The organism is Neobacillus sp. C211 (assembly GCF_051842875.1).
Classification (GTDB): domain Bacteria; phylum Bacillota; class Bacilli; order Bacillales; family Cytobacillaceae; genus Neobacillus.
The window spans coordinates 1-25,301 of record NZ_JBPXRO010000049.1 but is presented as its reverse complement, the minus strand read 5'-3'; the positions used below and the strand labels follow the sequence as shown (position 1 = coordinate 25,301).

24 protein-coding genes and 2 pseudogenes are annotated in these 25,301 nt (G+C 38.0%); 7 read left to right on the top strand and 19 right to left on the bottom strand.

The features are described from left to right. Nucleotides 1-259 precede the first annotated feature (259 nt). The 7 genes from ACSU6B_RS27380 to ACSU6B_RS27350 all read right to left on the bottom strand — a co-directional run bounded on the left by ACSU6B_RS27380 (nt 260) and on the right by ACSU6B_RS27350 (nt 7,436). Nucleotides 260-1,189: a response regulator gene (locus ACSU6B_RS27380; RefSeq protein WP_215007079.1), complete on the bottom strand. Its 930-nt coding sequence runs from the start codon at nt 1,187-1,189 to the stop codon at nt 260-262. A gap of 5 nt (nt 1,190-1,194) precedes the next feature. After that, complete coding sequence (locus tag ACSU6B_RS27375) at nt 1,195-2,508, bottom strand: sensor histidine kinase (RefSeq protein ID WP_410889528.1); 1,314 nt, start codon at nt 2,506-2,508, stop codon at nt 1,195-1,197. A 141-nt stretch (nt 2,509-2,649) separates the two neighbouring features. Next, nucleotides 2,650-4,086, bottom strand: coding sequence for an aspartate ammonia-lyase (aspA, locus tag ACSU6B_RS27370; RefSeq protein ID WP_410889527.1), 1,437 nt, complete (start codon nt 4,084-4,086; stop codon nt 2,650-2,652). A gap of 26 nt (nt 4,087-4,112) precedes the next feature. Further along, nucleotides 4,113-5,393 (bottom strand): cation:dicarboxylate symporter family transporter, encoded by a 1,281-nt coding sequence (locus ACSU6B_RS27365; RefSeq protein ID WP_410889526.1) that lies wholly within the window; start codon nt 5,391-5,393, stop codon nt 4,113-4,115. Nucleotides 5,394-5,722: 329 nt separating this feature from the next. Then, nucleotides 5,723-6,232 (bottom strand): DMT family transporter, encoded by a 510-nt coding sequence (locus tag ACSU6B_RS27360; RefSeq protein ID WP_215007087.1) that lies wholly within the window; start codon nt 6,230-6,232, stop codon nt 5,723-5,725. 34 nt (nt 6,233-6,266) lie between these two features. After that, complete coding sequence (locus ACSU6B_RS27355) at nt 6,267-6,962, bottom strand: Crp/Fnr family transcriptional regulator (protein WP_410889525.1); 696 nt, start codon at nt 6,960-6,962, stop codon at nt 6,267-6,269. A gap of 48 nt (nt 6,963-7,010) precedes the next feature. Further along, nucleotides 7,011-7,436 (bottom strand): DMT family transporter, encoded by a 426-nt coding sequence (locus ACSU6B_RS27350; RefSeq protein WP_215007091.1) that lies wholly within the window; start codon nt 7,434-7,436, stop codon nt 7,011-7,013. Nucleotides 7,437-7,697: 261 nt separating this feature from the next. Between ACSU6B_RS27350 and ACSU6B_RS27345 the strand changes: the two genes are divergently transcribed. Together ACSU6B_RS27345 and ACSU6B_RS27340 are read left to right on the top strand one after the other, a co-directional pair. After that, the gene (locus tag ACSU6B_RS27345) at nt 7,698-8,468 is read left to right on the top strand and encodes a hypothetical protein (RefSeq protein WP_410889524.1); all 771 of its coding nucleotides are present in this window, start codon (nt 7,698-7,700) and stop codon (nt 8,466-8,468) included. A gap of 335 nt (nt 8,469-8,803) precedes the next feature. Continuing rightward, nucleotides 8,804-9,130: a hypothetical protein gene (locus ACSU6B_RS27340; protein WP_410889523.1), complete on the top strand. Its 327-nt coding sequence runs from the start codon at nt 8,804-8,806 to the stop codon at nt 9,128-9,130. 23 nt (nt 9,131-9,153) lie between these two features. On the opposite strand, the gene ACSU6B_RS27335 is transcribed toward ACSU6B_RS27340, so the two are convergent. Then, complete coding sequence (locus tag ACSU6B_RS27335; RefSeq protein WP_410889522.1) at nt 9,154-9,378, bottom strand: IS200/IS605 family accessory protein TnpB-related protein; 225 nt, start codon at nt 9,376-9,378, stop codon at nt 9,154-9,156. 219 nt (nt 9,379-9,597) lie between these two features. Here ACSU6B_RS27335 and ACSU6B_RS27330 point away from each other — a divergent pair, with 219 nt between their 5' ends. Then, nucleotides 9,598-10,797, top strand: a complete 1,200-nt coding sequence (locus ACSU6B_RS27330) for a CynX/NimT family MFS transporter (RefSeq protein ID WP_410889521.1) — start codon at nt 9,598-9,600, stop codon at nt 10,795-10,797. A gap of 49 nt (nt 10,798-10,846) precedes the next feature. Here the strand turns inward: ACSU6B_RS27330 and ACSU6B_RS27325 are convergent, their stop codons facing one another. The 10 genes and pseudogenes from ACSU6B_RS27325 to ACSU6B_RS27280 all read right to left on the bottom strand — a co-directional run. After that, entirely contained in the window at nt 10,847-12,148 is a 1,302-nt protein-coding gene (locus tag ACSU6B_RS27325) for an MFS transporter (protein WP_410889520.1), read from the bottom strand. A gap of 112 nt (nt 12,149-12,260) precedes the next feature. Then, on the bottom strand, nt 12,261-13,052 hold the full coding sequence (locus ACSU6B_RS27320; protein ID WP_410889519.1) for a 2-keto-4-pentenoate hydratase: 792 nt from the start codon (nt 13,050-13,052) through the stop codon (nt 12,261-12,263). A gap of 99 nt (nt 13,053-13,151) precedes the next feature. Then, on the bottom strand, nt 13,152-14,042 hold the full coding sequence (locus ACSU6B_RS27315; RefSeq protein WP_410889518.1) for an alpha/beta fold hydrolase: 891 nt from the start codon (nt 14,040-14,042) through the stop codon (nt 13,152-13,154). A 101-nt stretch (nt 14,043-14,143) separates the two neighbouring features. After that, nucleotides 14,144-15,133, bottom strand: coding sequence for a hypothetical protein (locus ACSU6B_RS27310; RefSeq protein ID WP_410889517.1), 990 nt, complete (start codon nt 15,131-15,133; stop codon nt 14,144-14,146). 16 nt (nt 15,134-15,149) lie between these two features. Then, nucleotides 15,150-15,965 carry a bifunctional riboflavin kinase/FMN adenylyltransferase gene (locus tag ACSU6B_RS27305; RefSeq protein WP_410889516.1) on the bottom strand — a complete coding sequence of 272 codons (816 nt, stop codon included), beginning with the start codon at nt 15,963-15,965 and terminating at the stop codon, nt 15,150-15,152. A 21-nt stretch (nt 15,966-15,986) separates the two neighbouring features. After that, on the bottom strand, nt 15,987-16,466 hold the full coding sequence (locus tag ACSU6B_RS27300) for a flavin reductase family protein (protein WP_410889515.1): 480 nt from the start codon (nt 16,464-16,466) through the stop codon (nt 15,987-15,989). Between the two features lie 66 nt (nt 16,467-16,532). Next, nucleotides 16,533-17,717: an acyl-CoA dehydrogenase family protein gene (locus ACSU6B_RS27295; protein ID WP_410889514.1), complete on the bottom strand. Its 1,185-nt coding sequence runs from the start codon at nt 17,715-17,717 to the stop codon at nt 16,533-16,535. A gap of 282 nt (nt 17,718-17,999) precedes the next feature. Beyond that, nucleotides 18,000-19,868, bottom strand: coding sequence for a V4R domain-containing protein (locus tag ACSU6B_RS27290; RefSeq protein WP_410889513.1), 1,869 nt, complete (start codon nt 19,866-19,868; stop codon nt 18,000-18,002). 270 nt (nt 19,869-20,138) lie between these two features. After that, nucleotides 20,139-21,125, bottom strand: coding sequence for an NAD(P)-dependent alcohol dehydrogenase (locus tag ACSU6B_RS27285; RefSeq protein ID WP_410889512.1), 987 nt, complete (start codon nt 21,123-21,125; stop codon nt 20,139-20,141). Between the two features lie 215 nt (nt 21,126-21,340). Further along, nucleotides 21,341-21,466: pseudogene (locus ACSU6B_RS27280) on the bottom strand (lactonase family protein); the annotation flags it as partial. Between the two features lie 223 nt (nt 21,467-21,689). On the opposite strand from ACSU6B_RS27280, the gene ACSU6B_RS27275 reads away from it, so the two are divergent. From ACSU6B_RS27275 to ACSU6B_RS27260, 4 genes and pseudogenes are all read left to right on the top strand, one after another. Further along, nucleotides 21,690-22,133 (top strand): hypothetical protein, encoded by a 444-nt coding sequence (locus tag ACSU6B_RS27275; RefSeq protein ID WP_410889511.1) that lies wholly within the window; start codon nt 21,690-21,692, stop codon nt 22,131-22,133. A 196-nt stretch (nt 22,134-22,329) separates the two neighbouring features. After that, nucleotides 22,330-23,289: a DUF3231 family protein gene (locus ACSU6B_RS27270; protein ID WP_410889510.1), complete on the top strand. Its 960-nt coding sequence runs from the start codon at nt 22,330-22,332 to the stop codon at nt 23,287-23,289. Nucleotides 23,290-23,447: 158 nt separating this feature from the next. After that, a complete protein-coding gene (locus ACSU6B_RS27265; RefSeq protein ID WP_410889529.1) occupies nt 23,448-23,552 on the top strand; it encodes a spore germination protein in 105 nt (34 codons plus the stop codon). A gap of 236 nt (nt 23,553-23,788) precedes the next feature. Continuing rightward, nucleotides 23,789-23,902: pseudogene (locus ACSU6B_RS27260) on the top strand (IS3-like element IS655 family transposase); the annotation flags it as partial. Between the two features lie 385 nt (nt 23,903-24,287). Here the strand turns inward: ACSU6B_RS27260 and ACSU6B_RS27255 are convergent. Then, complete coding sequence (locus ACSU6B_RS27255) at nt 24,288-25,190, bottom strand: DMT family transporter (protein ID WP_410889509.1); 903 nt, start codon at nt 25,188-25,190, stop codon at nt 24,288-24,290. Between the last annotated feature and the right edge of the window lie 111 nt (nt 25,191-25,301).

The following is a 25,301-nucleotide window of genomic DNA, read 5'->3' as shown; positions in this document are numbered from 1 at the left end:
GATTCCCTATTCGTAATATAAGAGTTGATATACATCGAACGACAAAATACTACAAAAACTAACAAAGGTAATTTATACTCATTACCGAATATTTGATATATTATAAATTTAACTGGGAATCACTCTACATAAGACAGGTAAGCAGGAGGAAGAGGTAACCTTTATTTGTTAATAATTTAAAGGTTCCAATTTGGGGTGCCTTCATCTATAGCCAGAAGCACATAAAAAAGAAAAAAAGGCCATTTTAGAGTTCTGCTAATTAATCCTCTTGAATGAGCCTCTTCGATTCGAAATAAAGAACTTGAATAAATTTTTTCGTATTAATTCGTGTACTGGAAGCAGTAGCTTTAGGATTCTTTTGTAATTCTGTCATCTTCTTGCGTACAATCGTAAAATCAAAAAACTTAGAAGCATAATTTTCAAACTTAGCGTTGGAGAAATCTGATAAACCGAGCGAAGCTAAATGATTTAACGATTGGTAAATCGCTCTTCGTACCCGTTGTTCAGAGGCTTTTACTTCCCGCTGGATATCAATTTGTGCCGCGGGCGTCCCAAGCTTTTTTAAAGTAATTTGCACAAAAATCTCTTTAAGCGGAGGAAATTGTTCGAACGTATGATATTGTTCATATTGATCTAAATATTGGAGGATATCCAGTAAATCTTTGCTGCCGCTTTCACCTAAGATACCTAATTCAGATAAGAGAAACTCTCCAGCTGTTACAATACTAGTTTTCTTCAATACATTTGCCGTTTCCTGTTTTGGCTGCTGTAAATTAAACACGGTATTTAATGATTTTTGAATCTCTGAAATCGACTTTTCTAACTGGATTCGCTCCATTACTTTTCGAATAACGCTTAACACTTCAATGCGATTAATTGGTTTTGAAATATAATACTCAACACCAAGGGTATAGGCTTCACCTATTAATTCTTTTGATTCCACTTGTGAAATCATAATAATTTTACCTGAGAATTCCCCTTTTAAGCGGCGAATGGTTTCAAGTCCATCACAAACAGGCATTAACAAATCGATAAATAGAATATCCACATGCTTAAGGATCATTAAGTTTTTTTCGAGCATGAAGCCATCTTCGGCTTCTCCAATAATATCTCCCAGATCCTCATCCTCGATTATTTGTGCCAGCATGGAACGATGCACCTCATCATCATCAACGATATAAAAATTCATAAAGTTTACCCTCTTTCAACTAGGCTATATATCGGAATTTTTATGGTAAAAAGTGCTCCCGAATTTTCTACAGTATTTTGGAGATCAACACATCCCCCAAGTTCTTCGGTAATTTCTTGTACATAGGAAAGACCAATACCTGTTGATGGCGTGCCTGCCTGATCAAATTTTAAAGTATACCCTGGTTTAAAAATCAAGCTTTTATACTTTTCGGGAACTCCGGGACCATTATCCTCTACTTGAAACCATACAAACTGATTTACCAGCATTAAATAAATAGCTATTGTTCCTTTCTCCTTAATAGCTTCTACCGCATTTGCCACTAAATTATTGATCAACGATAAAACGAGATATGCATGATATTCCGGATGTTCACCATTAATTTTATAGCGAAATTCAATCTTCTTTCCTAATGAGCTTGCGTATTTTTCATTTGTTCTAATAATGATCAGGACAAGTTCATGTATATCCATGTAATCTGAAAACTTTTCATCTTCAATCAACTTGAATAGTCCTGCAAAAATCCGTTGATTGTCTTTTTTTATATCATGTACTTCTCCAGCAATCCGTAAAGCCCTTTTGCTAAATTCCTCCAAGGAAATTCCTGTTTGTTTCATATGATTATTTAAGTCCCGATATAAATCGTACGATGTGATTGTAGTATTTTCCGCGTTTTGCAATACTTTTTTTAGCTGAACGGATTCCACATACAAATTGGATAACAACATTAATAAATACTGATTCTTTTGACGAATTTGCCTCTCTCTTATTTTTCCTTCATATAACTTCATCATACTAAAGAAGGAAAGCACAAAAAAGCTTCGGAAAATGGCTATGATAAAGATCTGGGCTAGTTTTGACAAAGTCAGATAGTCTCCAACAGCCACATGCCGAAACATCAGTTCCGTTAAACTGGCTATGATTTCAATGGTAATGCCTAATACTCCTATAATCCAAGGACGGTTGTGGAACTGATTTATTTTTAATAAGTAAAACAGGACCACGTACGCAAAATAATAAAGGGAGGAAGGATAGCGTGTTTGTACGGAAGCGAACAAATCGAAATGATCCTGTGTAAGCCAGTCCAATCCTACCCGAACGGAAAAAATAGACAGCGCCGTGCCAATACCTAGTAAAATAGGTGAAATGCCCCGCAAAAATAATAGTAAAAAGAATATAATGGGCGTACCCAGACTAACACGGAAGGTATCATGAAAAGGATAAAATTTTAGCTCTCCCGCTAACGGAACAGCAACGATAACAAAAATGAAAGTATATAAATTCTTCTCAAACAATTGATTGATTTTCAAAAGATTCACTTCCTAAGATTTTAAACAGATATAAACATAAATAACGAATCCAACACAGGCAAATACCACCTATATTGAATTCGTTATGAGGTTTAGAAAAGTATACAATGCTGAAAAACAAAAGACAACTTCGTTGTTAAAAGATACAGTTTATCCTCTGTCCAAAAGCGATGCTCCGGAAATGCCTGGGTTTGTCATTTCGTAAGGGTTTAAAATCAGATCAAGCTCTTCCTCTGTCAATACATCATATTGCAAGCATAATTCACGTACTGGTTTACCTGTTAAAATCGCCTCTCTTGCAATACGTGCTGCTACTTCATATCCAATATGGGGATTAACAGCGGTAATGACTCCCACACTTTTTTGAACATATTCTTTTAACTGTTCCGTATTTGCTTCAATCCCTGCCAAGCAGTAATCCGTAAACGTACGGAATGCATTGTTCATGATGCTGATTGATTCAAGCAAGTTAAAGACAAGCACAGGTTCCATTACATTTAATTCAAGCTGCCCTGCTTCGGAAGCCAGGCAAATGGTATGATCATTGCCAATAACTTGAAAGGCAACCTGGTTGATCAGCTCCGCCATGACCGGGTTCACCTTCCCCGGCATAATAGATGAACCAGGCTGACGAGCTGGTAAGGTGATTTCCCCAAGTCCTGCACGGGGACCTGATGCCATTAACCTTAAATCATTGGCGATTTTGGACATGTTCATCATACATACTTTCAGTGCGGCCGATACCTCCGTGTAAGCATCCGTATTTTGAGTGGCATCGACAAGATGTTCAGCCCCAAAAAGCGGCAATTCGGAAATAGCGGCTATGTGCTTAACCACATTTTCGATATAACGGGGATCTGCATTTAAACCTGTACCCACTGCCGTTGCCCCCATATTGATTTCATATAAGTGCTGACGTGATTGCTGGATCCGTTTTATATCGCGCTCTAGGACACGGCTGTAGGCTTCAAACTCCTGGCCAAGACGGATTGGCACGGCATCCTGAAGATGGGTTCGTCCCATTTTAATTACATGATCAAATTGCTGCGCTTTCTGTTTGAAAACGGCCAGCATTTGATGCATCGTATCCAATAGCTTTTCCATTAACTGAAGTGTAGCAATATGGATCGCGGTCGGAAACGCATCATTTGTAGATTGAGACATATTCACATGACTATTCGGACTCACATGCTTGTACTCGCCTTTTTCTTTCCCAAGTAATTCAAGTGCACGGTTTGCAATGATTTCATTCATATTCATATTCATGGATGTTCCTGCACCACCTTGAATGGGGTCCACGATAAATTGTTCATGCCACTTACCAACTATTATTTCCTCTGCAGCCTGAACAATGACCTTGCCGATTCCTTCATATAACCGTGTTGAATCCATATTGGCTAAAGCAGCGCCTTTTTTGACAATTGCCAACGCTTTAATTAACTGTTCGTGAACACGATAGCCTGTAATCGGGAAATTTTCAACTGCCCTTAGAGTTTGTATGCCGTAATAAGCATCTGCCGGGATTTCTTTTGATCCTAAAAAGTCCTTTTCTATTCGTACTTGAGTACTTTCCTTGGTAGCTGACATGGTACTCCCTCCTATGCTCAATAAAATTATGCTACATTTGACTCTTTAGACTCTTTAAAGGAGTCCACATATTGATTTGCTTTTTCTTGGTCAAATTGCCCTTCCCATTTTGACATCACGATTGTCGCCAATGAATTTCCCAGTACGTTAACTGCAGTCCTAATCATATCCAGAATACGATCAATACCTGCAATGAAAGCAACGCCTTCTATAGGAATTCCCATTGTACCGAGTGTGGTTAAAAGGACCACAAACGACGCACCAGGAACACCAGCCATTCCTTTTGATGTAAGCATTAACACAAGCAGCAACGTAATTTGCTGCATGATGGATAAATGAATTCCATACATTTGTGCTACGAAAAGTGAAGCAAGAGCCTGATAGATGGATGAGCCATCCAAGTTAAAGGTATATCCAGTCGGGATTACAAATGAAGTGATTGATTTTGGGCAGCCAAATTTCTCCATCTTATCCATAAGTCTTGGTAAAACAGCTTCAGAGCTTGCGGTTGTAAACGCCAGAATAAGCTCGTCTTTTAATACCTTCATGAGAAGAAAAATGCTGGTACCAGAGATTTTCGCAATGACGCCAAGAACCACGAGCACAAAAAATATCATTGTTACATAAACAGCCAGCACCAGTTTTCCCAAAGGAAGTAACGAGGCAGCGCCAAATTTTGCAACGTTCACCCCAATGAGTGCAAATACTCCAACAGGGGCAAATTTCATAATAAGATTCGTTACCCAAAACATCGCTTCTAATATACCTTCAAAAAATGTCAGAACAGGCTTTCCTTTTTCCCCAATTGCTGCAATTCCCAATCCTAAGAAAACAATAAAGAAAATAATTGGAAGTAAATCACCTTTAGTGATAGATTCAAATACGTTTGTCGGAACAAGATGCACAATCGTATCTGCTACACTCGGAGTTCCAGTCGTTTTCATTGTTTCTTCATACTTTGAAATGTCATTTGCCTTAAGACTGCCCGTATCTACACCTGCTCCAGGCTGAAATAGATTTGCCGCCAATAATCCAATCGCAATAGCCAAAGTTGTAACGCTTTCAAAATAAAGTAGAGTTTTTCCGCCTAACTTTCCTAATTTTTTGATGTCGCCCACACCGGCTATTGATACGATTAATGCAGCGATGACAATTGGCACTACAATCATCTTAATCAGATGGATAAAAATGTCCCCCATAGGACCTAAAATGGCTATCGCCGTCTCGTTACCGTAAAAAATGACACCAACGATAATCCCAAGTATAAGCGCAATAAATATTTGTGTAGCCAACCCAAATCTTTTCATAGAAAAACTCCCCCTTATTTGTTGTAAGCATGTTTTGTATCTTAATCAGAACACTTTGCAGGTTATGTTTTTACTCTATTAGCAAACCTACTTGTTTACACAAAAAACTACAAAAAGTCTAAAATAAAAAAATATTTTTTAAATAATTAATACTTTCTTGCTTTTTTGGAGGTGGTATGATTAAACAAAATAAGCCGTTCCTGTACAAGATTTATGTCTTGTACAGGAACGGCTTATTTTGGGCATTTCGCAAATGGAATTGATCTATCTGCAAGTTCATTCTTTCTTTGGTTTGTTTCAAACGTTTGTTTAGTTGTACCCCTCTTTAATTACTTTTGAAGTTCAGATATTTTATTCCCTTTCGCAAAAGGCCAAGTGAGTTTTGGTACCTTATGACCCTCACCGCTTCCGCCAAATTTAAAGACAATAATCCCACCAACAATAACCAGCACACCGATCAACTGATTGAACGTAAATGGAACTTTATTAAGACCTAGCCATCCTAATGTGTCCCCTAATAGAGCAACCACGAGTTGTGATGTCAGTGCGATAGCGATGGCATAGGTTGGTCCCAGCCGCTTGATCCCTTGAACGAGACAAACAACCACTCCCACTCCGATCAGACCGCTGAACCAGTACCAAGTCTGCATATTTTGCAAGTGAAATAACTTTCCCCCTTCAAAGAGGAGCCCAAACGTCAATGAAGCAAGGAAACCCATTCCTAAAACTAAAGTTGTCGTTGCCCAAGATCCCGCCCGTTCATTGACCTTACTGTTAAAAATATTTTGCAAAGCTACCAGCGCACCGGCAATAATCGCAAATAATAATCCTAGAATCATACTCTTCTCTCCCCTGTGTTGATATTTTTCAAAGTTATTCGTAGATGTTATCCCCTGCGAGTTCCCTTAATCCATTCCTGTCTTTAACAAGGATGGAACCTCGATTACGCTCAATCAGACCTTCCGCACATATTTGCGTGATGACCCGATTTAAATGACGATAGCTCGTGCCAATTAAATTAGCTGCATCCTTGATACTGATGCTAAGTTGGTTTTTATTAAGTGAATCGGCTTCATCAAAGGAAACAGACAATAGATAACTAGCCAAGCGCACCTCAACGGGATACATGATATTAAAGCTCATTGAATTGTTTTTCAGATGGAATTTCCTCGTAATAATATCCAATAAAAATTGCAGGAGCGGTGCATGGTCACTTCCATATTTCTTTAACCAGCGATGGTGAATGCCAATCATCCAAACAGGCGATACCGCCTCAACTGTGTTAATAATTTCAATGCCCCGTACATACTCAATATCGCCGATCACTTCAAGCGGCTTCTTAAAAGAAAGAATGAGTGTATTACCTTCTGGCGAGCTGGTGTAGATTTTAACCTTCCCTTTTACTAGTACATACAAATACTGTGATGCTTCACCCTGGGAACAAATGAGCTCGCCTTGCTCAAAGCTGTACAGCGACAAATGGGGAATTAATGGTTCATGAAAGATCGATTCTAGTTGATATGTCTGGATATACGCGTCCAATTGCTCCTGATCATTCAGTTCTTTCACTCTTATTCACCCTCCGCCTTTCACCTTCTACATTCCAAAAGACACTTATTAAGTCCTTAGTATCACCACACCAATGATCATCATCCCAATACCGATAAACTGTGGCAGCTTCATCTTCTGCTTTTCCAGACCAAACCATCCGTTACTGTCTATGATAAATGTCAGCGTAAGCTGTGCTATCAGGATCGCCGATATACTTAGGGTCACACCGATTCTCTGAATAGAGGTGACATTACTGAAAATAACAATCGCTGCAAAGGCGCCCCCAATCAAATATAACGGCTTCACTTGTTTGAAGCCTTGCCCTTTACCGTCTCGAACGATCATGAAAATAATGAGAGCCATTATAAAACCAGTAAACTGGGTAATAGTTGCTGCTTGCCACGTGCCAATGTCTTCACTAATCCGTGTATTGGCAATCCCTTGCAGGGTAATAAATGCCCCGCCTAAAAATGCAAAGATAATCCCCTTCATACTTTTCTCCCCTAATTTAGATTTCTTATCTATATTAAAGGATATATTCAAGTAGTTTGGATAGGACATATGTCCTCAACTCATTTTCATTTTTTTATTAATGTTCCCTTTTGTAAGCCGTAGAAAAAAGTGGATCTGCTAAACTAAATTAATAGTGGTACACTTGAGGGAACGTTCTATTAAAAAAGGAGCTTAGAAATTACGACTTGTATCTAAAATAAGTTTATAATAATTAAAAAATATTTTCGAGGTGAATAGACATTGGATTTTCATTCAAATTCGAACCAACAATTAGAAAAAGTTGATGATGAAGAATATAAAGAAAGAGATTACGCTACTAGACAAAAAGCAGAAGAGGAACCGGAAGAAAGAGGATTTAAACAATGGATTATGGGATGGAACAAGAAAAAGGTAGATGAAGATGGCGAAGCGAGAGTAGATTCGCCATCCAGATCCAGATCCTCTAATAAGAAAAAGAAAGGAAGGATGATCTCATTAAAACTAGTCTTTAAGATATTTGTAGTAGCAGCTGTTTGTTACAACTTCAATTTCATTTGGAATTTTATGAAAGATCCTATTGGTAATTTTACGTTTTATCATACATTATTTGTACTAGGAATATGTGCAGGTATTAATTTTATTGCCGTTTGGATTCTGTTTTATAAAAGTTCGTTTATGAGATTTTATCTTTCCTTATTAGCAATTTTAGGATCGTTTGGGTATTACTTTTACGTAAATTACACTAATCACTCTTTTATGGGGAAAAATATCAAAACTTCGTTGCTTGTTATGATATCAGTTTTGATCGTCATTAGTCCTAAAGTAAATTATTACCTGAAAAGCATCGTACTTCTGTTGATACCTAGTATAGGTATCTATTTAAGTGGTAATAAATTCGCACTTGTATGGGCTTTAATGTTGAGTGCGGGATTTGTACTATTATTTAGAGTGTCAAAATCAAGAGGAAAATCAAAATCAAAATCAAATAAAAAGGAAAGTCGTGCAAGAAGAAACCAAAAGCAATCAGCATAATATTTATTATAGGTAATTAAAAAATGCTGGTTATGGCAGTATATTTATTGAATGAAAATAAGCCGAAAATGTACAAGTGGTGAATAAAAACTTGTATTTTTTCGGCTTTTTATATTTTCAAAATGGAAGAAAAATATTGTTAGCTTAATTTGAAACTAACTATAGCAAATATGAACTTCATCAAGGCAATCCAGTGGCAATTAAAAAAATGATTAATATACATTCCTTATTTGAAATAACCCGAAATCAAAATGTAAATATTCTGTCACTGTAATACAGTTGATGTTAGGCATTTGAAAGTATAAACTTTACTTACTATTTGAGGAGTGATTAAAGTGAAAACAGTAACGGTGGATAAGCTAACATTCAAGAAAAATTTATCGATGATTGAACAATTTGCAATCAAAGATTTCCTGTTTAAATGGGTTGGTCAACCAACAGAAGGATTAGATGATTTTCTACCACTTGAGTACACAGAAAATGTCTTTGCCAAGATGGAGGCAAAACAGGTAACTGCTTTACCCATTAATGGGGATAAACATTTCAGATATGCCACAATAACAGAAGACAATCAAATTGTAATAGGAGTTTTAGATTCGAATGAAGAGTTAAATCATAGAGTCATTTCTCTAGATGAGGTTTTAATAGGTAAGAACTTGTAAGGTGCTTGCCTCTAAACTTTTCTCTAGCTTTCTTCTCGGACAATGACTTGGATTCCATGTCGTTCTGCTTTGTATCGAATCATTTCTATGAAAGTGGCAGATGGGATTTGTATGAAGGCTTGTTTAGTGGTCTCTTGCATACCAACCTCCATCTTCCAACCCTCATTTTTTCCATTGATGATTGTATCAATGGTTCTTTCTTGAGCAATCTCCATCACTTTTGCACAAGCCCTATGTAAAAAATCCATGACTCGATTGTTTGTTTTTCGGTCTAATGAAATTAATCTTGTCGTGTGAAACTTTCCTTCCTTCCTTCCTTCCTTCCTTCCTTCCTTCCTTTTTAGCCAGATTGTAAAATTGGGGTCCTTCTTCTGAAAATATGGAAGTAGCGCTGTTACATTTAACTCCTTCTCTGTTCACTATGGTATACTTTAAAAAGTTTGTTTTAAGAGTGGGAGGTTCTATTAGTGGAGTTACTAAAATCATATACTCAAACGAAATCGACCTATATATTTTGGCTCGTTACAGGGATTATACTTGTAGCATTTAATTTGCGCCCCGCGATCACTTCATTAGGGCCACTGGTTGGAATGATTCAGGAAGATGTAGGACTAGCACATTGGAGTACAGGTTTATTAATGAGTTTGCCATTACTTGTTTTTTCCATCATGTCACCCATCGTGCCAAAGCTCGCCAATCGATTAACAAATGAGGTGACTTTGCTTATAGGTTTGTTCACCCTTTTAATCGGTATAGGTCTAAGATCCATCCCAATGACGTTTTTCCTTTTTACTGGGACTCTTTTTATTGGAGTGGGTATAGCCGTTGGAAATGTTCTTTTACCAGCTATTGCAAAGGACAAATTCCCACAGCACTTCGGTCTTATGACAAGTGTTTATTCTACCTCAATGGGATTGTTTGCCTCATTAGCGTCAGGAGTTAGTGTTCCTTTAGCAGACGGCATGCACCTGGGCTGGCAGGGAGCTTTAATTGTTTGGGGTATTCCGGTCGTGCTAGCTATCTTGGTGTGGGCCTTTCTTTTCAAATATAATCATGGAAGTCAAACAGATATAAAAAGGCTTGGTTCTAAATCTAATCAAGTCTGGCGTTCACCACTTGCTTGGCAAATCGCCATTTTTATGGGGTTTCAGTCTTTTTTATTTTATGTAACGATTTCTTGGTTACCAGAAATCCTGCATAGTCACGGAATGAGTATGGAGAAAGCAGGGTGGCTGCTTTCAATCACCCAAATAGTCGGACTACCTTTCAGTTTCTTCATTCCTGTCATTGCAGGACGTTTCCAATCACAAAAATGGATCGCATTCCTGTTAAGCCTATGCTCTATAATTGGTTATGGAGGTTTACTGTTGGGCTCATCCTATCCCGTTTTAATTGTTAGCATTATTTTCATTGGGATGGCTTTGGGAGGAATCTTTCCATTGTCACTAACCTTTATCGGACTTCGCACTAAGAATGCCAGTCAGGCTGCAGAGTTATCTGGAATGGCACAATCAACTGGATATATCCTTGCAGCAGCGGGCCCCTTTTTTATTGGATATTTATTTGATCAGACCCATTTATGGACAGTTCCACTTAGTGCACTCATCATTATTTCATTAGTGGTTTTGGTATTTGGGATGTTAGCGGGTCGCAATCGATACGTATAAAAAGCGAACAGTGCCAGGCACTGTTCGCTTTTTATGCTGATTACTATTTTTACATGACATTTGATGTATTTGCATTTGATAGATCTGAATTTTCAATCTCTTTAGGACGGACGGCCAGCCAAACTAGTCCACCGAAAACAAGAAGGATTAGCCCGCATAACTGGAACGCATACTGGAATCCAGCGGCTGGGCTTGCTGAATGTTCAATGAAATAACCTGTTACATAGGGTCCGACAATCCCACCCAATGAAGTAAGCGCCATAAACCACCCTTGAATTTTACCTTGATGTTTAGGTGGAACCAAATCTACTAGAATCGCTGGTCCCATAACCAAGGTAATACATCCAAATGTTAACCCAAGTGATAATAATACAATGGCAAGAATATTAGAGCTGACCATTGCACCGAAAAAATAGCTGACGGCTCCCGCTAACATTACTGGTCCAAGGACAAAAATCCGTCCCTTTACCATACTTTTCGTCTTATGATAAAGTCGGTCAGAAATGGTTGAAAAGGTGATTTGCGACAGGGTAATCATAATCCAAGGCAATGCTACGACAATTTTTAAAGTACCTTCGCTGAGGTGGCGGACATTTTCTAAATAATTGGGAAGCCAGTTCAGCCCAATCGTAAAGGACCAATAAGTGGCAAAACCACATAAGGCAACGAAGATGAAATTTTTCGAAAACAAGGCAGAGGTGAATTTTGTTTCGTTTTGAATAGTGGATAACTTCGTACTGCCTTTTGTTGCAACCAACTCAGTATCTGTAACCGTTTTCTCTTTTGCGATCCATAACCACACGATAATCCAAATAAAGCCTACTACTCCAGTTGAGATAAACGCCGAGCGCCATCCATAACTCATGATGAGATGCATTAAGACCGGTGCTGAAATGGCGACACCAAGCGGTCCGCCAACTGAAACCAATGTTAAACCAATCCCCAATTTTTCCTTTGGAAGATACTTTGAGGCGGCTGTCATCGCTAAAGCGTAGGAAGGTCCTTCCCCAGCCCCTAAAATGATTCTAGTTACCAATAAATAAGTAAAGCTGCTGACAAAGATTGTTGAGAATTGAACGATGGACCAAATTGCGACCATACCGGCAATGACTTTTTTCGCTCCAATTTTATCCGCAAGACTGCCGCCTAAAACAGCTGAAAGCGAATATAGTAAGAAGAAAACACTCCCGACAACTCCCCATTGCTCTGGCGATAATCCTAATTCCTTAATAATTGAAACTGAGGCAAACCCAATAATCGCCTTATCTGCGTTACTAATGACCGTTAATAAAAATAACAGGAAGATGATCACCCATGTTTTTTTTGAAACTGCACTTTTCTTTTGCTCCATATAAGGACCTCCTTGAAATTTCTCCTTTTTTCCCTCGTTCATTTTCATAGAATGATACCACTTTGATTTCAAGACCTTTCCACCCCTTCAATAAAAAGGCCCTTTTAGGAATTTACTTAAATGTAACTTCCACCTTACCAATATGTGAAAATCCAGCAGTAAACCGATCCCCTTTTTCGGCCACTTCTGCTGCAGATAATGCCCCTGATAAAATCACTTCTCCCGCTTTCAAAACAACATTGTATTCGGATAACTTATTTGCCAGCCAGGCCACACATTTGGCAGGATGGCCTAGTACATCTGAACCATATCCTGTATTGATCAGTACACCATTTTTAAACAATTTCATTTCAATCGATGGTAAGTCGATATCCGTTAACGAGAATCGCTCATCACCAATGACAAACAATCCGCTTGATGCATTATCTGCAATCGTGTCTGCTAAGGTAATCTTCCAGTCGGTTATCCGGCTGTCGACGATTTCTAAGGCTGGGGCTATATACTCTGTCGCATCAAGGACATCCTCGATGGTCACAGATGGACCTTTCAAATCCTTGCTGAGAACAAAGGCAATCTCGCCTTCTACCTTTGGCTGGAACATGGCATCTAAGCTGATGATCCCGTTATTACTTATTTCCATGGAATCCAATAGGTGACCGTAATCTGGTTGTTCCACACCTAACAGCTGCTGCATGGCAACAGAGGTTAACCCAATTTTTTTCCCAACAATACGCTGGCCATCTCCAACCTTCTCATTAATTGCGAGAAGTTGGACCTGATACGCCTCATCAATGGATAATTCTTGATACAAATCAGTAAGTGGTGTAATGGATTGCTTAGCAGCTTCTGCCTGCTGCAAAAGCTCATATACATGTTGAACACGATGTATGACTTGATTGCTCATAGTAAAAACTCCTTTTGTAAAAAAATAAAGCACTATTTCATAGATTCAATATCATGTTAACCTATGAATCAATCAATAGTGCTCTCAAAGTTAGTCTTATTATTTTGTTACCAAGGATGCGTCGTTTTGATTAGCAACTTCTTTTCCATTTTTCAATAAGAAGTCTATTAATACAGTGTTAAATTCTTCAGGTTTCTCCCATTGCGGCCAGTGTCCGGCATCTTTGATGACAACCAACTCACTATTTGGAATCATATCCTGAATTGGTTTGGCTTCTTCAACGGTTGAAGTTGGATCATGGTCTGTCCATGCTAACAATGTCGGAACATTGATTTTACCGCACCATGATGGATCCCAGCTGTACAGCTTTCTAACTTCAATATCCTGCAGGCAGACGATATGATGAACGGCCTCTTGATAAGATGGCTGTGTATAGATTTTGTAACGAGATTCAATTAGTTCATCGTTTACTTGGCTCTTATCATACATTAACCACTGAAGTCTTGTTTTTACATTTTCATAGTTGGCTTCAAGAACCGCTTTTAACGTGGAGTCCTTCAGCTTTTGCATAACTTCAGGTTTGTTATTAACGTTCCCTGGCGTATTTAACACCATTGCTTCCACATACTCTGGATGTTCAGCCGCAAACCAGGCAGCGACCCAGCCTCCTAATGATTCACCTGAAAGATATACCTTTGATAACCCTAATGCTTGGATAACACCCAATAAATGCTCGCTATAATAATCAATTCCGTATGGGCGATCTGGTTTAGCTGTGTAGCCATGTCCTACCATATCGATGCAAATCACACGGAAATGTTCACTTAAGCCTCGGATATTTCGGGCATAAGCCTCAATATGGCCACCCGTACCATGAAGCAAAATCAAAGGCTCTCCTGTTCCTGCTTCTAGTACTCTCGTTTTAATATCGTTTGCATTAACATAATAGAGTTTATATTCCAAATCAGCTAAGTCTGTCCAGATTGTCATTTAAATCTCCCCTTTTTTAAAATAATAGTTACATAGTGGTGTTCTACCTTTTCCATCATTGATGTTGTTGAACCTTTCAATTTCGAGAGTGGTTCCCGCTGCTAATCTAAAATGCTTACTTTGTTTTCAGATGCCTTTTCAGGATGATTTTGGTCAACCGGCTGACTAAACTGAACGATCGCCATACCTGTTACCCATTCCGGAATTGGCTCATAGCATGCGACACTTGCATCCAAGCTTTGCAGTACACCAAGCAGGACAAGCCAGTTGTGAATTTCCTGACCGCCATTCCCTAAATGCTCCTCAATATAATCAGCACTCCAGTTTCTTAATGCAGTAAAATCCTTCTCTGTAATCAATCGTAAAAATTCACGATCCATTTGTTCATTAACGGGCCCTGATTTAATTCGTGTGACATTTGTTTCCCGTAACTTTAAATATTCATCAAGCTGGTCTATTTCCTGACGGCCATTTTTTAAGACTTGTATCAAGGATTGGTCTTCTGGTTTTTCACTCTCAATCTTTGGAATCGGCACCCAGTGAGATAAACCACCCGAAGCGACAATTGCAACTTTAAGATCTTTATCCCATGACTCAATCGCTTTACGAATCACTTCGCCGACTTGGAAACAGCGGTCCATCGTTGGCAGCGGCGGCGCCGACGTATTCACAGCTATTGGAACTACTGGAATTTTTAAATCTGGATTTAAGAAGTAAATTCCTTGTGTATGGCCGTGATCGACTTTCATTTTTAACGTAAAGGCAAAATCAACATTGTTGTCTAAACCGGTGTGAAGGATATGCTTCGCTAAGTCTTCTTGCACAGGGATATTGTATTTTGGCAGCTGCCAGTCTCCCCAGCCTTCACATTCGCCTATCCCAATGGTAAATGCAGGCATTTGGTCGTAGAAATAACTATTGAAATGATCATCCGATATCAATACAATTACGTCTGCTCCTGAATCTTCAAGTACCTTCTTCATTTCAGACGCAGTTTGGAGGAAGTGCTGCCCTTTATCTCCGCCTCCCGCCTCATTTGTCATAATCATCGGACTATGTGACATTGCGACGCCTGCAATAATTTTAGCCATTTGACCCTCTCCTTTTTTAAGATATCCTTAATTTCCTAGACTCAGCTATTTCTTTATGCCAAATAATAGATAGTTTCCCCTTTAAAAATATAGGCATAACATCGATACATTTGAGCGTTGTACCATCATTCATTACGGCTACTTTTGTTTGAAAAGAACCGCTTTCATTTTTTAAGGTAACCTCATAGCTTCCTGGACCTGGAAGAGTATAATAGGGGTAAAGTGTGAAAGATTGTTCATCCCATTCGCATGGTGTTTCATAGAATCGACCGAGTAAATCGTGCAGTTCTGCAACCTTCCCGTTTAACAGCCGCTCACGAATACAGGTGGAACTTATTTTCTCGCCCCGTAGCTCTACCTTTGCTACTTTGGTGACATCAATTCGACCGCCTGAGTCCTGTTTTAACCGGTCCAAATTACCAGCACCACGAGAGCCATATGAAAAATCAAATCCTGCGACTGCATGAATTACACCAAGACCATTCAAGTATTGCGCAACAAACTGTTCTGGCGATAATCCGGCAAACTCTTTATCAAATTCAACAATATAAAACGTATCGACCCCCATGTTCCGAAGCTTCGTCTCTTTTTCCGCAAGCGGCATTAAATAATGGACGTGAATGTTTCCATTGGAGATAACGGTTTTCGGATGTGGGAAGAAACTCATGACAGCAAAAGGCATTTGTTTTTCGCTTGCCTTTTGATAAGCGGTGTTGATGACTGCACAATGTCCATGATGGAGACCGTCGAAACAACCAAGGGCCATCACATTTGGCCTCGCCTTTTCCTGCCATTCTGCCAAATTACTCCGGTTTACATGAATTGTTTCCATAACAGTCTCCTCTCATCATCCTTAGATTGTCACAGGCAATACTTCTACTAATGAACGGTACTTTCCATTATAAAAAATCAGTGGTTCTGCATCTTCAAGGTGAATATCCGTTACTTTGCCAATAAACAAGGTGTGGTCTCCTTCAACATGTTCAGCTGATACTTCACATGCGATTTGTGCGACGGCACCAGATAATACCGGCTTTCCATCAAGGCGGTCAAAGACCACTTCCTTGTGCTCCTTCAATTGTCCAGCGAAAATCATCGAAAGCTCTTGCTGGTCAGCGGCTAAGATATTCACAGTGAAAATCTTGCTTTCTTTTATTTTATTTAAGATTTTTGCCTTTTCCCCGATAGAAATAACGATAAGTTTTGGGTCAAGCGACACAGACATGAACGCATTCGCTGTCATTCCGTGAACGTCTCCCTCTACTTCTGTGGCAATAACGGTTACCCCTGTGGCAAACTTACCCATTGCACTGCGAAACTGACGATCATCCATTTTAAAAATCCTCCTATGATATAAATTTCTATAAAGCTTGTTATCCATGATTCGTACCCTTCGAATTTAACCCCTAACTCCACTGTTAAAACCAAATAACTCCTGACCATATGCAGCAACCGCATCTTCGTATAAAGAAGTTTTATGTGTAGCAACGGCGATGATATCCCTTAAGAACAATTCCATTGGTCCGCCTTTATAAAGAGCACCTCCGCCAAGAGTTAACAGAGATCTTACGGCAATATCCGTGCAAAGCTTAATCGCTTTTGTGCGGATTGCAAAGAATTCAGATGGAGGAGTTATACAGCCATCTGTTTCATAGTTTTCTAGCAGATTAATATATTTTTCTAGCAAAGCTTCCGCCAGGTGGAAATCAGTTGTCATTTCGGCTAATACCCGCTGACTTCTTGGTGACTCACTTTCCCTTACTCCATCCATTAAGCGCACACGTTTTTCAGTAAGCACTTTAAATTCCTTAAGAATCCGTTCTGCCCCGCCCAGGGCCATATAACCGAATCCCAAATAGAAGGAGGGAAAGAATGGGACATGATAAAAAGGATAGTCTATGTCATATTCTTCTAGCGGTGGTCTTCTTGTAAGCTCTGCTTGATCTAAACGCAAAATCCGCTCCATTGGGACATACACTTGATCAGCAATAATTTGGTTACTGCCTGATCCTCTTAAGCCAAATGTATCCCAGTTATGGACCACTTCCACCTCGGATGTTTTTAGCATTGGCAAACAATATACAGGTTGTTCGCTGTCAGGAAACTGAATCATAACCCCAACACCAACCCACTCACTATAATTGACACCACTGACAAAACTCCACTTGCCACTGATACGATAACCATCGCCATCCCGTTCTGCTTTTCCTAATGCAGCAAAGATATCGCAAATTAATCCGCCCTGATGAATGATATCGTCTGCACCCTTTTCAGGAAGAAATGCTGGAAGCATATTATGAAGCGGATAAAGATAGGTAAGCCAAGCTGCTGAAATATTGTAATTCGCCACCTTACGAACGACCTTAGCAAACGTTTTCAAATCTGCCTGTGGTCCGCCATATTTTTTTGGAAGCATCATCCGTGAAATTTGCGTTTCTTTGATGAGGTTCACCACATTTTGTGATATAGTCGCATTTTTCTCTGCTTCTAGTGCTTCTTGCTCTGCCAATTTTCCAATTCGTTCCGCTCCGGCTAGTAAATCTTCAACTGTGACATCTTCCCCTTTTAATACAAAACTTGCCATCGTTCTACACCCCTTCTGTTTGATTAGATATAATTGTTGAGAAAAATAATAGGTTATGGACTAACGTCCGTTGGTCAATTTAGCTGGCACCGCTTACATTTGAAATTGAACTAGGTTTTTACTATTTCAACCTTGTAAATAAAGTTTATATAATTTGTAATTTTCATACTAGGGCAAAAAATGTCTATGTTTTTTAATTTACTAGACAAAATTTGTTCATCCAAGAGAAATCAGCGGTGGAAAAAGGCAGAAGAAAAACCACCCGGCTTATTCCGGATGGCTCTAATCTAATGTGAGTTCCCCTATGGCAATCAACGATTTTATAATCAGTAGTAATTGATGCATTTCATCTGAATCGCGAAGGTCTTTTTCTAATAAGCTTTCGATTCTGCTAATCCTATGCCGGAGCCCGCTCATCGATAAAGACAAATCACTCATCGTTTGCTCAAGCTTTCCCCCATTCAACAAAAAACTATACAAAGTTTTTAGAAGTTCGAGGATTTTTGGATCTGTCATGTTATATAGAGGTCCTAATTCTTGTTCAGCAATTAGTTTAATCCCACTGATATTTTTCGCGTTAATCAGTACCCCTACGATCCCTAATGATTGAAACGGGACGATATGCTTCTTGACTGCTAATCGTAAAGCAATGGTTGCTTCCTCGTAACATCTGGATGCATGGCAAATATCATCCTCTAGATGGCTGATACCACATTTAAAATGACCTTGTGGATATTTTTTTAACATATAATCGAGGTATTCTTTTATCACATCATAGATTGCTTTCTTTTGAATGGTTTCATTGGTAATCAATAACACTATGTTGCCATCACGGTGTCCAACCAAGATATTATGCTTTTTCTCATTGAAATAATGAAAGGTCGTTTCAAAAATATGTTCCTGCAGAAGAAACTCATCTTCAATTGAACTTTGGATTTTTTTATATTCCACTACCGATAGATAGTATTTCTGCTCAAGATCTACACCAGTATATTTCCCTCGATTGATGATCTCATTTGTAGACAGCCTGCCCTCTACTATTTGTTCAAGAAAATTCCCCTTCATTCTCTCAAACGTTTCTACCTTTGTTTTCTCATTTAAGAGAATGAGTGAGGCTGCATTGGCAAATCGGTCTAAAAACAAATAATCCTCTTCGTGATGATGATTTTTCATTTCATCATAAAGCAAGGTACAATAACCGATTACCTCTTTTTGTAAAAGGATTGGGGTGATGAGACGTTCTTGAATCGAAGTTTTGATTACTTTTTTTCTAAAGGGTAAAAGTGACTTCGTGCTTAATCGATTTTCTTGAAGATAACTTTCCATATCGTCTCGATAATCCAAATATTTTTCCTTCGATAGCCCCGAATAGGTAATCGTTCGATGTAACGTATCCTCAACGATAATGGGGATTTGCATCATTTTAAATACCATATCAGCTAGGGTTTGCAAATCACTGCCATTAATAATCTCTTCGGTCAATTTGTTTTGAAAATTGGCCAAGCGAGTGACGACATTTTTCTGATCCAATAATTGGTCATAGGTTAACTCAAGTTCTTTTACAATCGGTGTTTCATTATAATAATCTAGTTCATGCTCATCTTGAAGTTCCTTTTCCCATTCCTTTTTGGGCTTCATCACCCATCGGCACTCCGAATCGCCCTTCCCCACACAAGTGATTTCTCTCGACAGAAGCGATTCTCCAAATATTGTTGTCATAAAACCGCTCGCAAATCCGCTCAATGTGTGACAAACCGGACCATTAGATACTCCGAGATGCTTTATATGCTCCTCAGCCTCATAAGAATCAATCCATGTTCCGGATGAAAAGAAATATTGGATCCGGCGTTGTTCATCTAACTCATAAGAGCAATCATGTTTAATCCCTCTTATATGCCCATTTTGAATGTGAAGAATCGGCCCATGTTTGATGAGATTTTCTAGTGAGGATTCGGTTTGCACCACTTCATTGGCAATTTTGACACCCATTTCCCAGCCATAATGAAATAAAAATCCCTTTATCCTCTTAATGCCAATATTCTTTGCCAGTTGCTGCCTGAGAATCCCGAAAACGGATGCAGATGTAACAATCTTACGGTCACCTGCAATTACCTCGTGGCTATAACTCTCCTCCGAAACCTTGACGTTCATGCTAACACATCCTGTTTTCATGATAGATAGCATACGTCCTTCTAGTTGAAAACAAATCTTTTCGTATGCCTCAAATTTCAGTAATTTAATCATAAGGCTTTTCAAATAGACCATCAATCAAAATTCACCATTTTCCCACGAAGAGCACCTTAACCTAGAGGATCTTCTCCAAATTGTCCCCATAGATTTGGAAACATCTCTAATTTAGAAAATCCTCGTATTACTTTATTTAACTTTCTCCCAAACTACATTAGTATAGTCCTTCATATTTTAGGATTTGTTGTTAGGTTCCACCGTTATGACAACATTTCCCTTCTTGTGTCCTTTTTCGACATATCTATGAGCCTCAACGATTTCTTCAAACACATAGGATCTGTCAATGACCACTTTTAACTTCCCCGTCTCAACAAGTTCTTTAAGAAAATCTAGTGCTTCTGAAGTTTCAGGTGAGTTTTGACTCAATATTAGTTTTTTGCTGCTTGTCAATTTAGTCCATAGCATCCGAACACCTGGTAACGGTACAGTGACATTTATATAGGTTCCTTCCTTCTTTAGCGATTTCATACAAGCCGAAAACGAGCTCTTGTCAACCGCTTCAAAGATCACATCATAAGTCTCGCCTTTACTCGAAAAATCTTCTGCAGTGTAATCAATTACCTGATCCGCTCCAAGAGATTTTACCAATTCTATATTCGTGGTACTGCATACTCCTGTAACATTTGCTCCGAGATGTTTGGCAATCTGAACTGCATAACTTCCTACACTTCCTGAAGCACCATAAACTAGGACCCTTTGACCGCTCTGAATGTCAGCTTTTCTAAGAAAATACAATGCGGTGCGTGCTCCAATCGGAATGGCGGCGGCTTCTTCATATGTTAAATTGGAGGGCTTAATAGATACTGGTCCATCTTCAGGCAGACACTTATACTCAGCATAAGCACCAAAACCCAAAAGAGAAGCAGCAAAAACCTGATCACCTTCTTTAAACCTTTTGACATTTTCCCCTACTGCCTCAACTTCCCCAGCTAACTCCATCCCCAATGTAGTTTTTTTGGGTTGTCTAAAACCAAGTGTTAGTCGGGCAGGCAGCCAAAAAGCGGGAGGAACTGTAAAACTCCGTGCCCGAATATCTGCTACTGTTACGGTTGTCGCTTTTACTTTTACCAGGATTTCATTTTCCTTAGGAGAAGGTTTTTCTACCTCTTTCAGTTGAAGAACGTCGGGGGGTCCGTATTTTGTGTACTCAATTGCTCGCATATATTCTCCTCCAATTCGTTATATTCATTTAAATCTACGAAGGTCTACGAACAAATAGAACGAGGGTTCACTCCTTAAACTATTGGGCAGTTATATACCTGATTTCCGTTACGGGTGTAAAAATGCCGTTCATCTTTAAGCCGCTGATCACATGAAGGATACCGTCGTTGCTCAATGAATAAGATGACAGCGCATATGAAACTGCTTCTGTAACTGTGAAAACCAGTGATATTGGATGCAAAATTGTTTGCGGTATGACCTACATTGAAGACATAGAGAAGATTACCAAACACATCTACGCTATTGGGCTGAGCACCTCCTGATGGCTTTACATCCATATATTTAAAATAGTATTAATATTTAGAAATGAAATGCCATCACTGTACTTTTCATCACATTTTTTATGTTAAGCAGGACATTCTAAGGTTACGTCGGTGTAATGTTAAATTTTATTTCCAAAATAAAAAACTAATTAAGTTTTTAATGAATAATGATTAGTGCGATTGCCTTTTTTACAATTGACATAATCACACTATAAGAAACTTGGTAAGGAGCTTGAATTAGGTGACTAACTCAAAAGAAGTATTACTATGGAGTATTGCTCTTCCTGGCTTTGGTCAATTTTTAAATGGCAAACTAATAAAAGGTATTGTTTTTGTATTTTTAGAATTCCTTATAAATGTAAATGCAAATTTTAATGTTGTTATAATTTCTAGTTTTCATGGAGAAATCGAAAAAGCCATTACTCAAACTGATTACTTATGGCTAATGTTTTACCCTTGTTTATACTTTTTTGCTATGTGGGATGCTTATAAAGATGCTGGTGGAGGAAATAGAAAATATTCTTATTTACCATTCGTTTTTTGTGCTTTCTTTGTAACAGTGGGGTGTATATATTCATCAACTTTCAAGATATTCGGGTTTTTATTTGGCCCAATATGGTTACCAATTTTGTGCGTGATACCAGGAATTTGGATAGGCCTTTTACTAATGAAAATCATTAAATAAGCTATTGAGAAACCTGAGAGCCAGTGAATTTAATTAGTATTCTTTTAACAGAAACTCTTATTAAATTATATAAATTACAATAATTAATAAAGTTTGAGATTGAGACTAAATGTATTAATTAGAAATATACTCTGAATAATTACCAATATTTTTGTCATTCTAATAAGAGAAAATAAATAATGAAGGAGCCTTTTGTATGAACGTAAATGAGTTCGGCTTTCTTTGGTATCTACAATCAAGTTCGAATATGGTTAATATTATTTTAAAAAATCTTATTGACACGGCTGAGGATAAAGATTTGAGAAGTGTTCTAGATGAAATCAATTCATTATCTACATTTCAAGAAAAAGAGGCTACAAAGATATTAAATGACAGCGGTTATAATGAAACGCCATTTTTCAGTGAAGTTGATTTATATAACTCCTCAGTAAAGCTTTTTACCGATCAATTAATCATTGAAATTCTTAAGCATATTACCGGAAATGGGATGCGGGTCCTCGCTTCTCAATATTCAGAACTAGCGGATATGAATGTAAAGAAATTCTTTAGTGAAGTCCTCACTAAGATTATTCAAATTGATGAATCTCTCTTAGTTTTATTAAAAGAAAAGAACTTGTTACAAAACAGTCCATTTTTATACATGAAAGCACATGAAAGAGAGAGTAAACTGTTTAAGGTTGTATCTACACAATTGAGACCACTTAATGCGGTAGAATTGGGACATATGTACAGTCCACTTCAATGCAATAATGTTGGTGTTGCTCTATGCGCTGCTTTTGCTGATGTTGTAAAAGATGAAGAGTCAAAGCAATTATTTAATGATGGCAAGAAATTAGCATTTCATCAAGCTGCTACTTTATCGGATATTTTAAGGGAAAACGGAGTTAGTACTACAACTGGACTAGAGAGCTTCGTTCATAGGGTCCATGAATCTCCATTTTCAGATAAGTTAATGACGAACCTAATAATGTTTTTAAATCCTATTGGAATAATAAATTTACAAAACGCTGCTGTATCTAGTTATAAGAGGAATCATGTCAAAATACTAAATGAATTAATGGAACAGGTCCAAAGTTTTTCAGAAAAAGGGTTTAAACTATTGGTTAAAAAAGGTTGGTTTAATGAACCACCATTAACTAGTAGGTCAATTAAATAATTATAAACTGAATCCAATAGTTTAAATAATAAAGAAGGAGGAATTTTATGGAAAAATTAACCGATTCTATAGAGAAAAATTATAAATTTTTCCAAGATAAACTTACACATTGTGAGGATATAGAATTTTAAACCCTCGAAATTGCCATCTACTTGAAAATGTTCTTGCAAGCATCTGAGGATTATTATGAGAGGTTTTGGTTAGGAGTTACATTAAGAGCTGTACGATTTTTTGCACTTTTAATAGCATTATTATTGCCTTGAAACGGCTACACTTAACTGAACAAAAAAATTAAGGTCAGGTAGACTAACCGCCAAATCAGGGCATACTGCTTATTAGCATAAGAGATCCTTCTAGCAACTTTACTAGGAGAGGCGGGTATGCTAGCCTGTTCGGCAAGCCAGATGTCTTTGCCATCTGGTTCCCTGGCTGGAAAAGCATGCCCGCAGAGGCTCTTGTCAAGTTGCGGAGGTTCCCCACCAAATTTGGAAGTCTACTTTTAACATACGTAAGAGTTGAAAATCGTTGGCATTACATATGTTTATTTGTCGATCTTTATAATAGGGAGATTATTGGTCATAGTGCTGGGCCAAATAAAGATGCTGGACTAGTGTGACCGTCTAGTTAAATGACACAGTTTTTGCTCATTTAAGTGACACACTTAAATGGAAGTTAGATAAAAACCAATGTCATTTGAAAGTGAGCATCTACGAACATGATTCTCTTATAAAACGAAGGTAAACTGTTTTTGGGCAATTAAGAAAGCTGTTTATGGCAGTATGTGTTATAAGAGCCGAAATATACAAGTAGTGTATAAAAACTTGCATATTTTAGGCTCTTATAATTTTATTCCTTATTGCAGTAAAGCCCCCGTTAGCCATCCATGCAGCACAAAATCAGTGCTGCACCACAGACACGCATGCCGCGTTGCGGCAGACCGCTGCAGTGATCTTCATCTTTAATTATTGCACCCGTTAGCATAATAATAAAGTCTATTCTTAATTAGTATTTACAGGCAGATTATTATTCTGACTTCGAATTCTAAACCCTAAAGCAATTGCAGCTCCAATACAGCTAGAAAGGCACCCTACTACCAAATAAATTGATGGAGTTGATTCACCAATTAAAATAGAAGCAACCCCTCCAATTACTGGGAATAGAGCTACCATATACCCGCTTTTTGCTCCTCCAATTTTTTCTACAAGTTTTAAATAAAATAGCCAAGCCATAAAAGAAGCAATCAAAGTTAAATATAGCAAAGCAGATAAATATGTAACTGTTGTTGGAAGTATAATTTTATTTCCTTGGAACAGTACAATTACCCCCATTAATACCCCAGCAACTGTAAAACCAATAGCATTTGCATAGATAGGGTTAATCTTTCTATTAGCATTTCTTGTAGAACTTGCATCACCAACAGCTGTTAGAAACGTACCTAACAAAGCAATCATGATTCCTTTTAAATCAGTAAGTCCTTGAAAATCATTTAAGTTCGGATAGATTAGGACACATACTCCAAATACCCCTAGAATTCCCCCAATTAACACGCGAGAATGTAATTTCTCTTTTAAAAAAACACGGAGAGCAATCGGAGTCAATATCACTTTTAACGAAAAGATTAAAGTTACAATGGCAGCAGAACTCAAAATTGTGGCGTAATAAAGGCACAGATAACTTAATGCAAAGTTACATACACCAAAAACTATAATAAACGGAAAATCTTTTGTACGTGGTCTCCCCTTTGGTTTAAGGAACCACACAAGAACTAAAAATAAAAAAGCTGTCATAACTAAACGATATGATAATGATAATTCCAAACTGACCGGTGTTCCTTGAATTTTCACCGCAATAAAATTTAGTCCCCATACCATTAAGCAAAATATGTACATAAAATTTGTCATTGCATTACCTCATTCTACTGTTTATCTTAATATGTTATTAACTTCTCAAAAAGTAATTATAACAAATTTGAAGGAGTCAATTTTCCATGATTTGAACATTTTTCTTCTTCC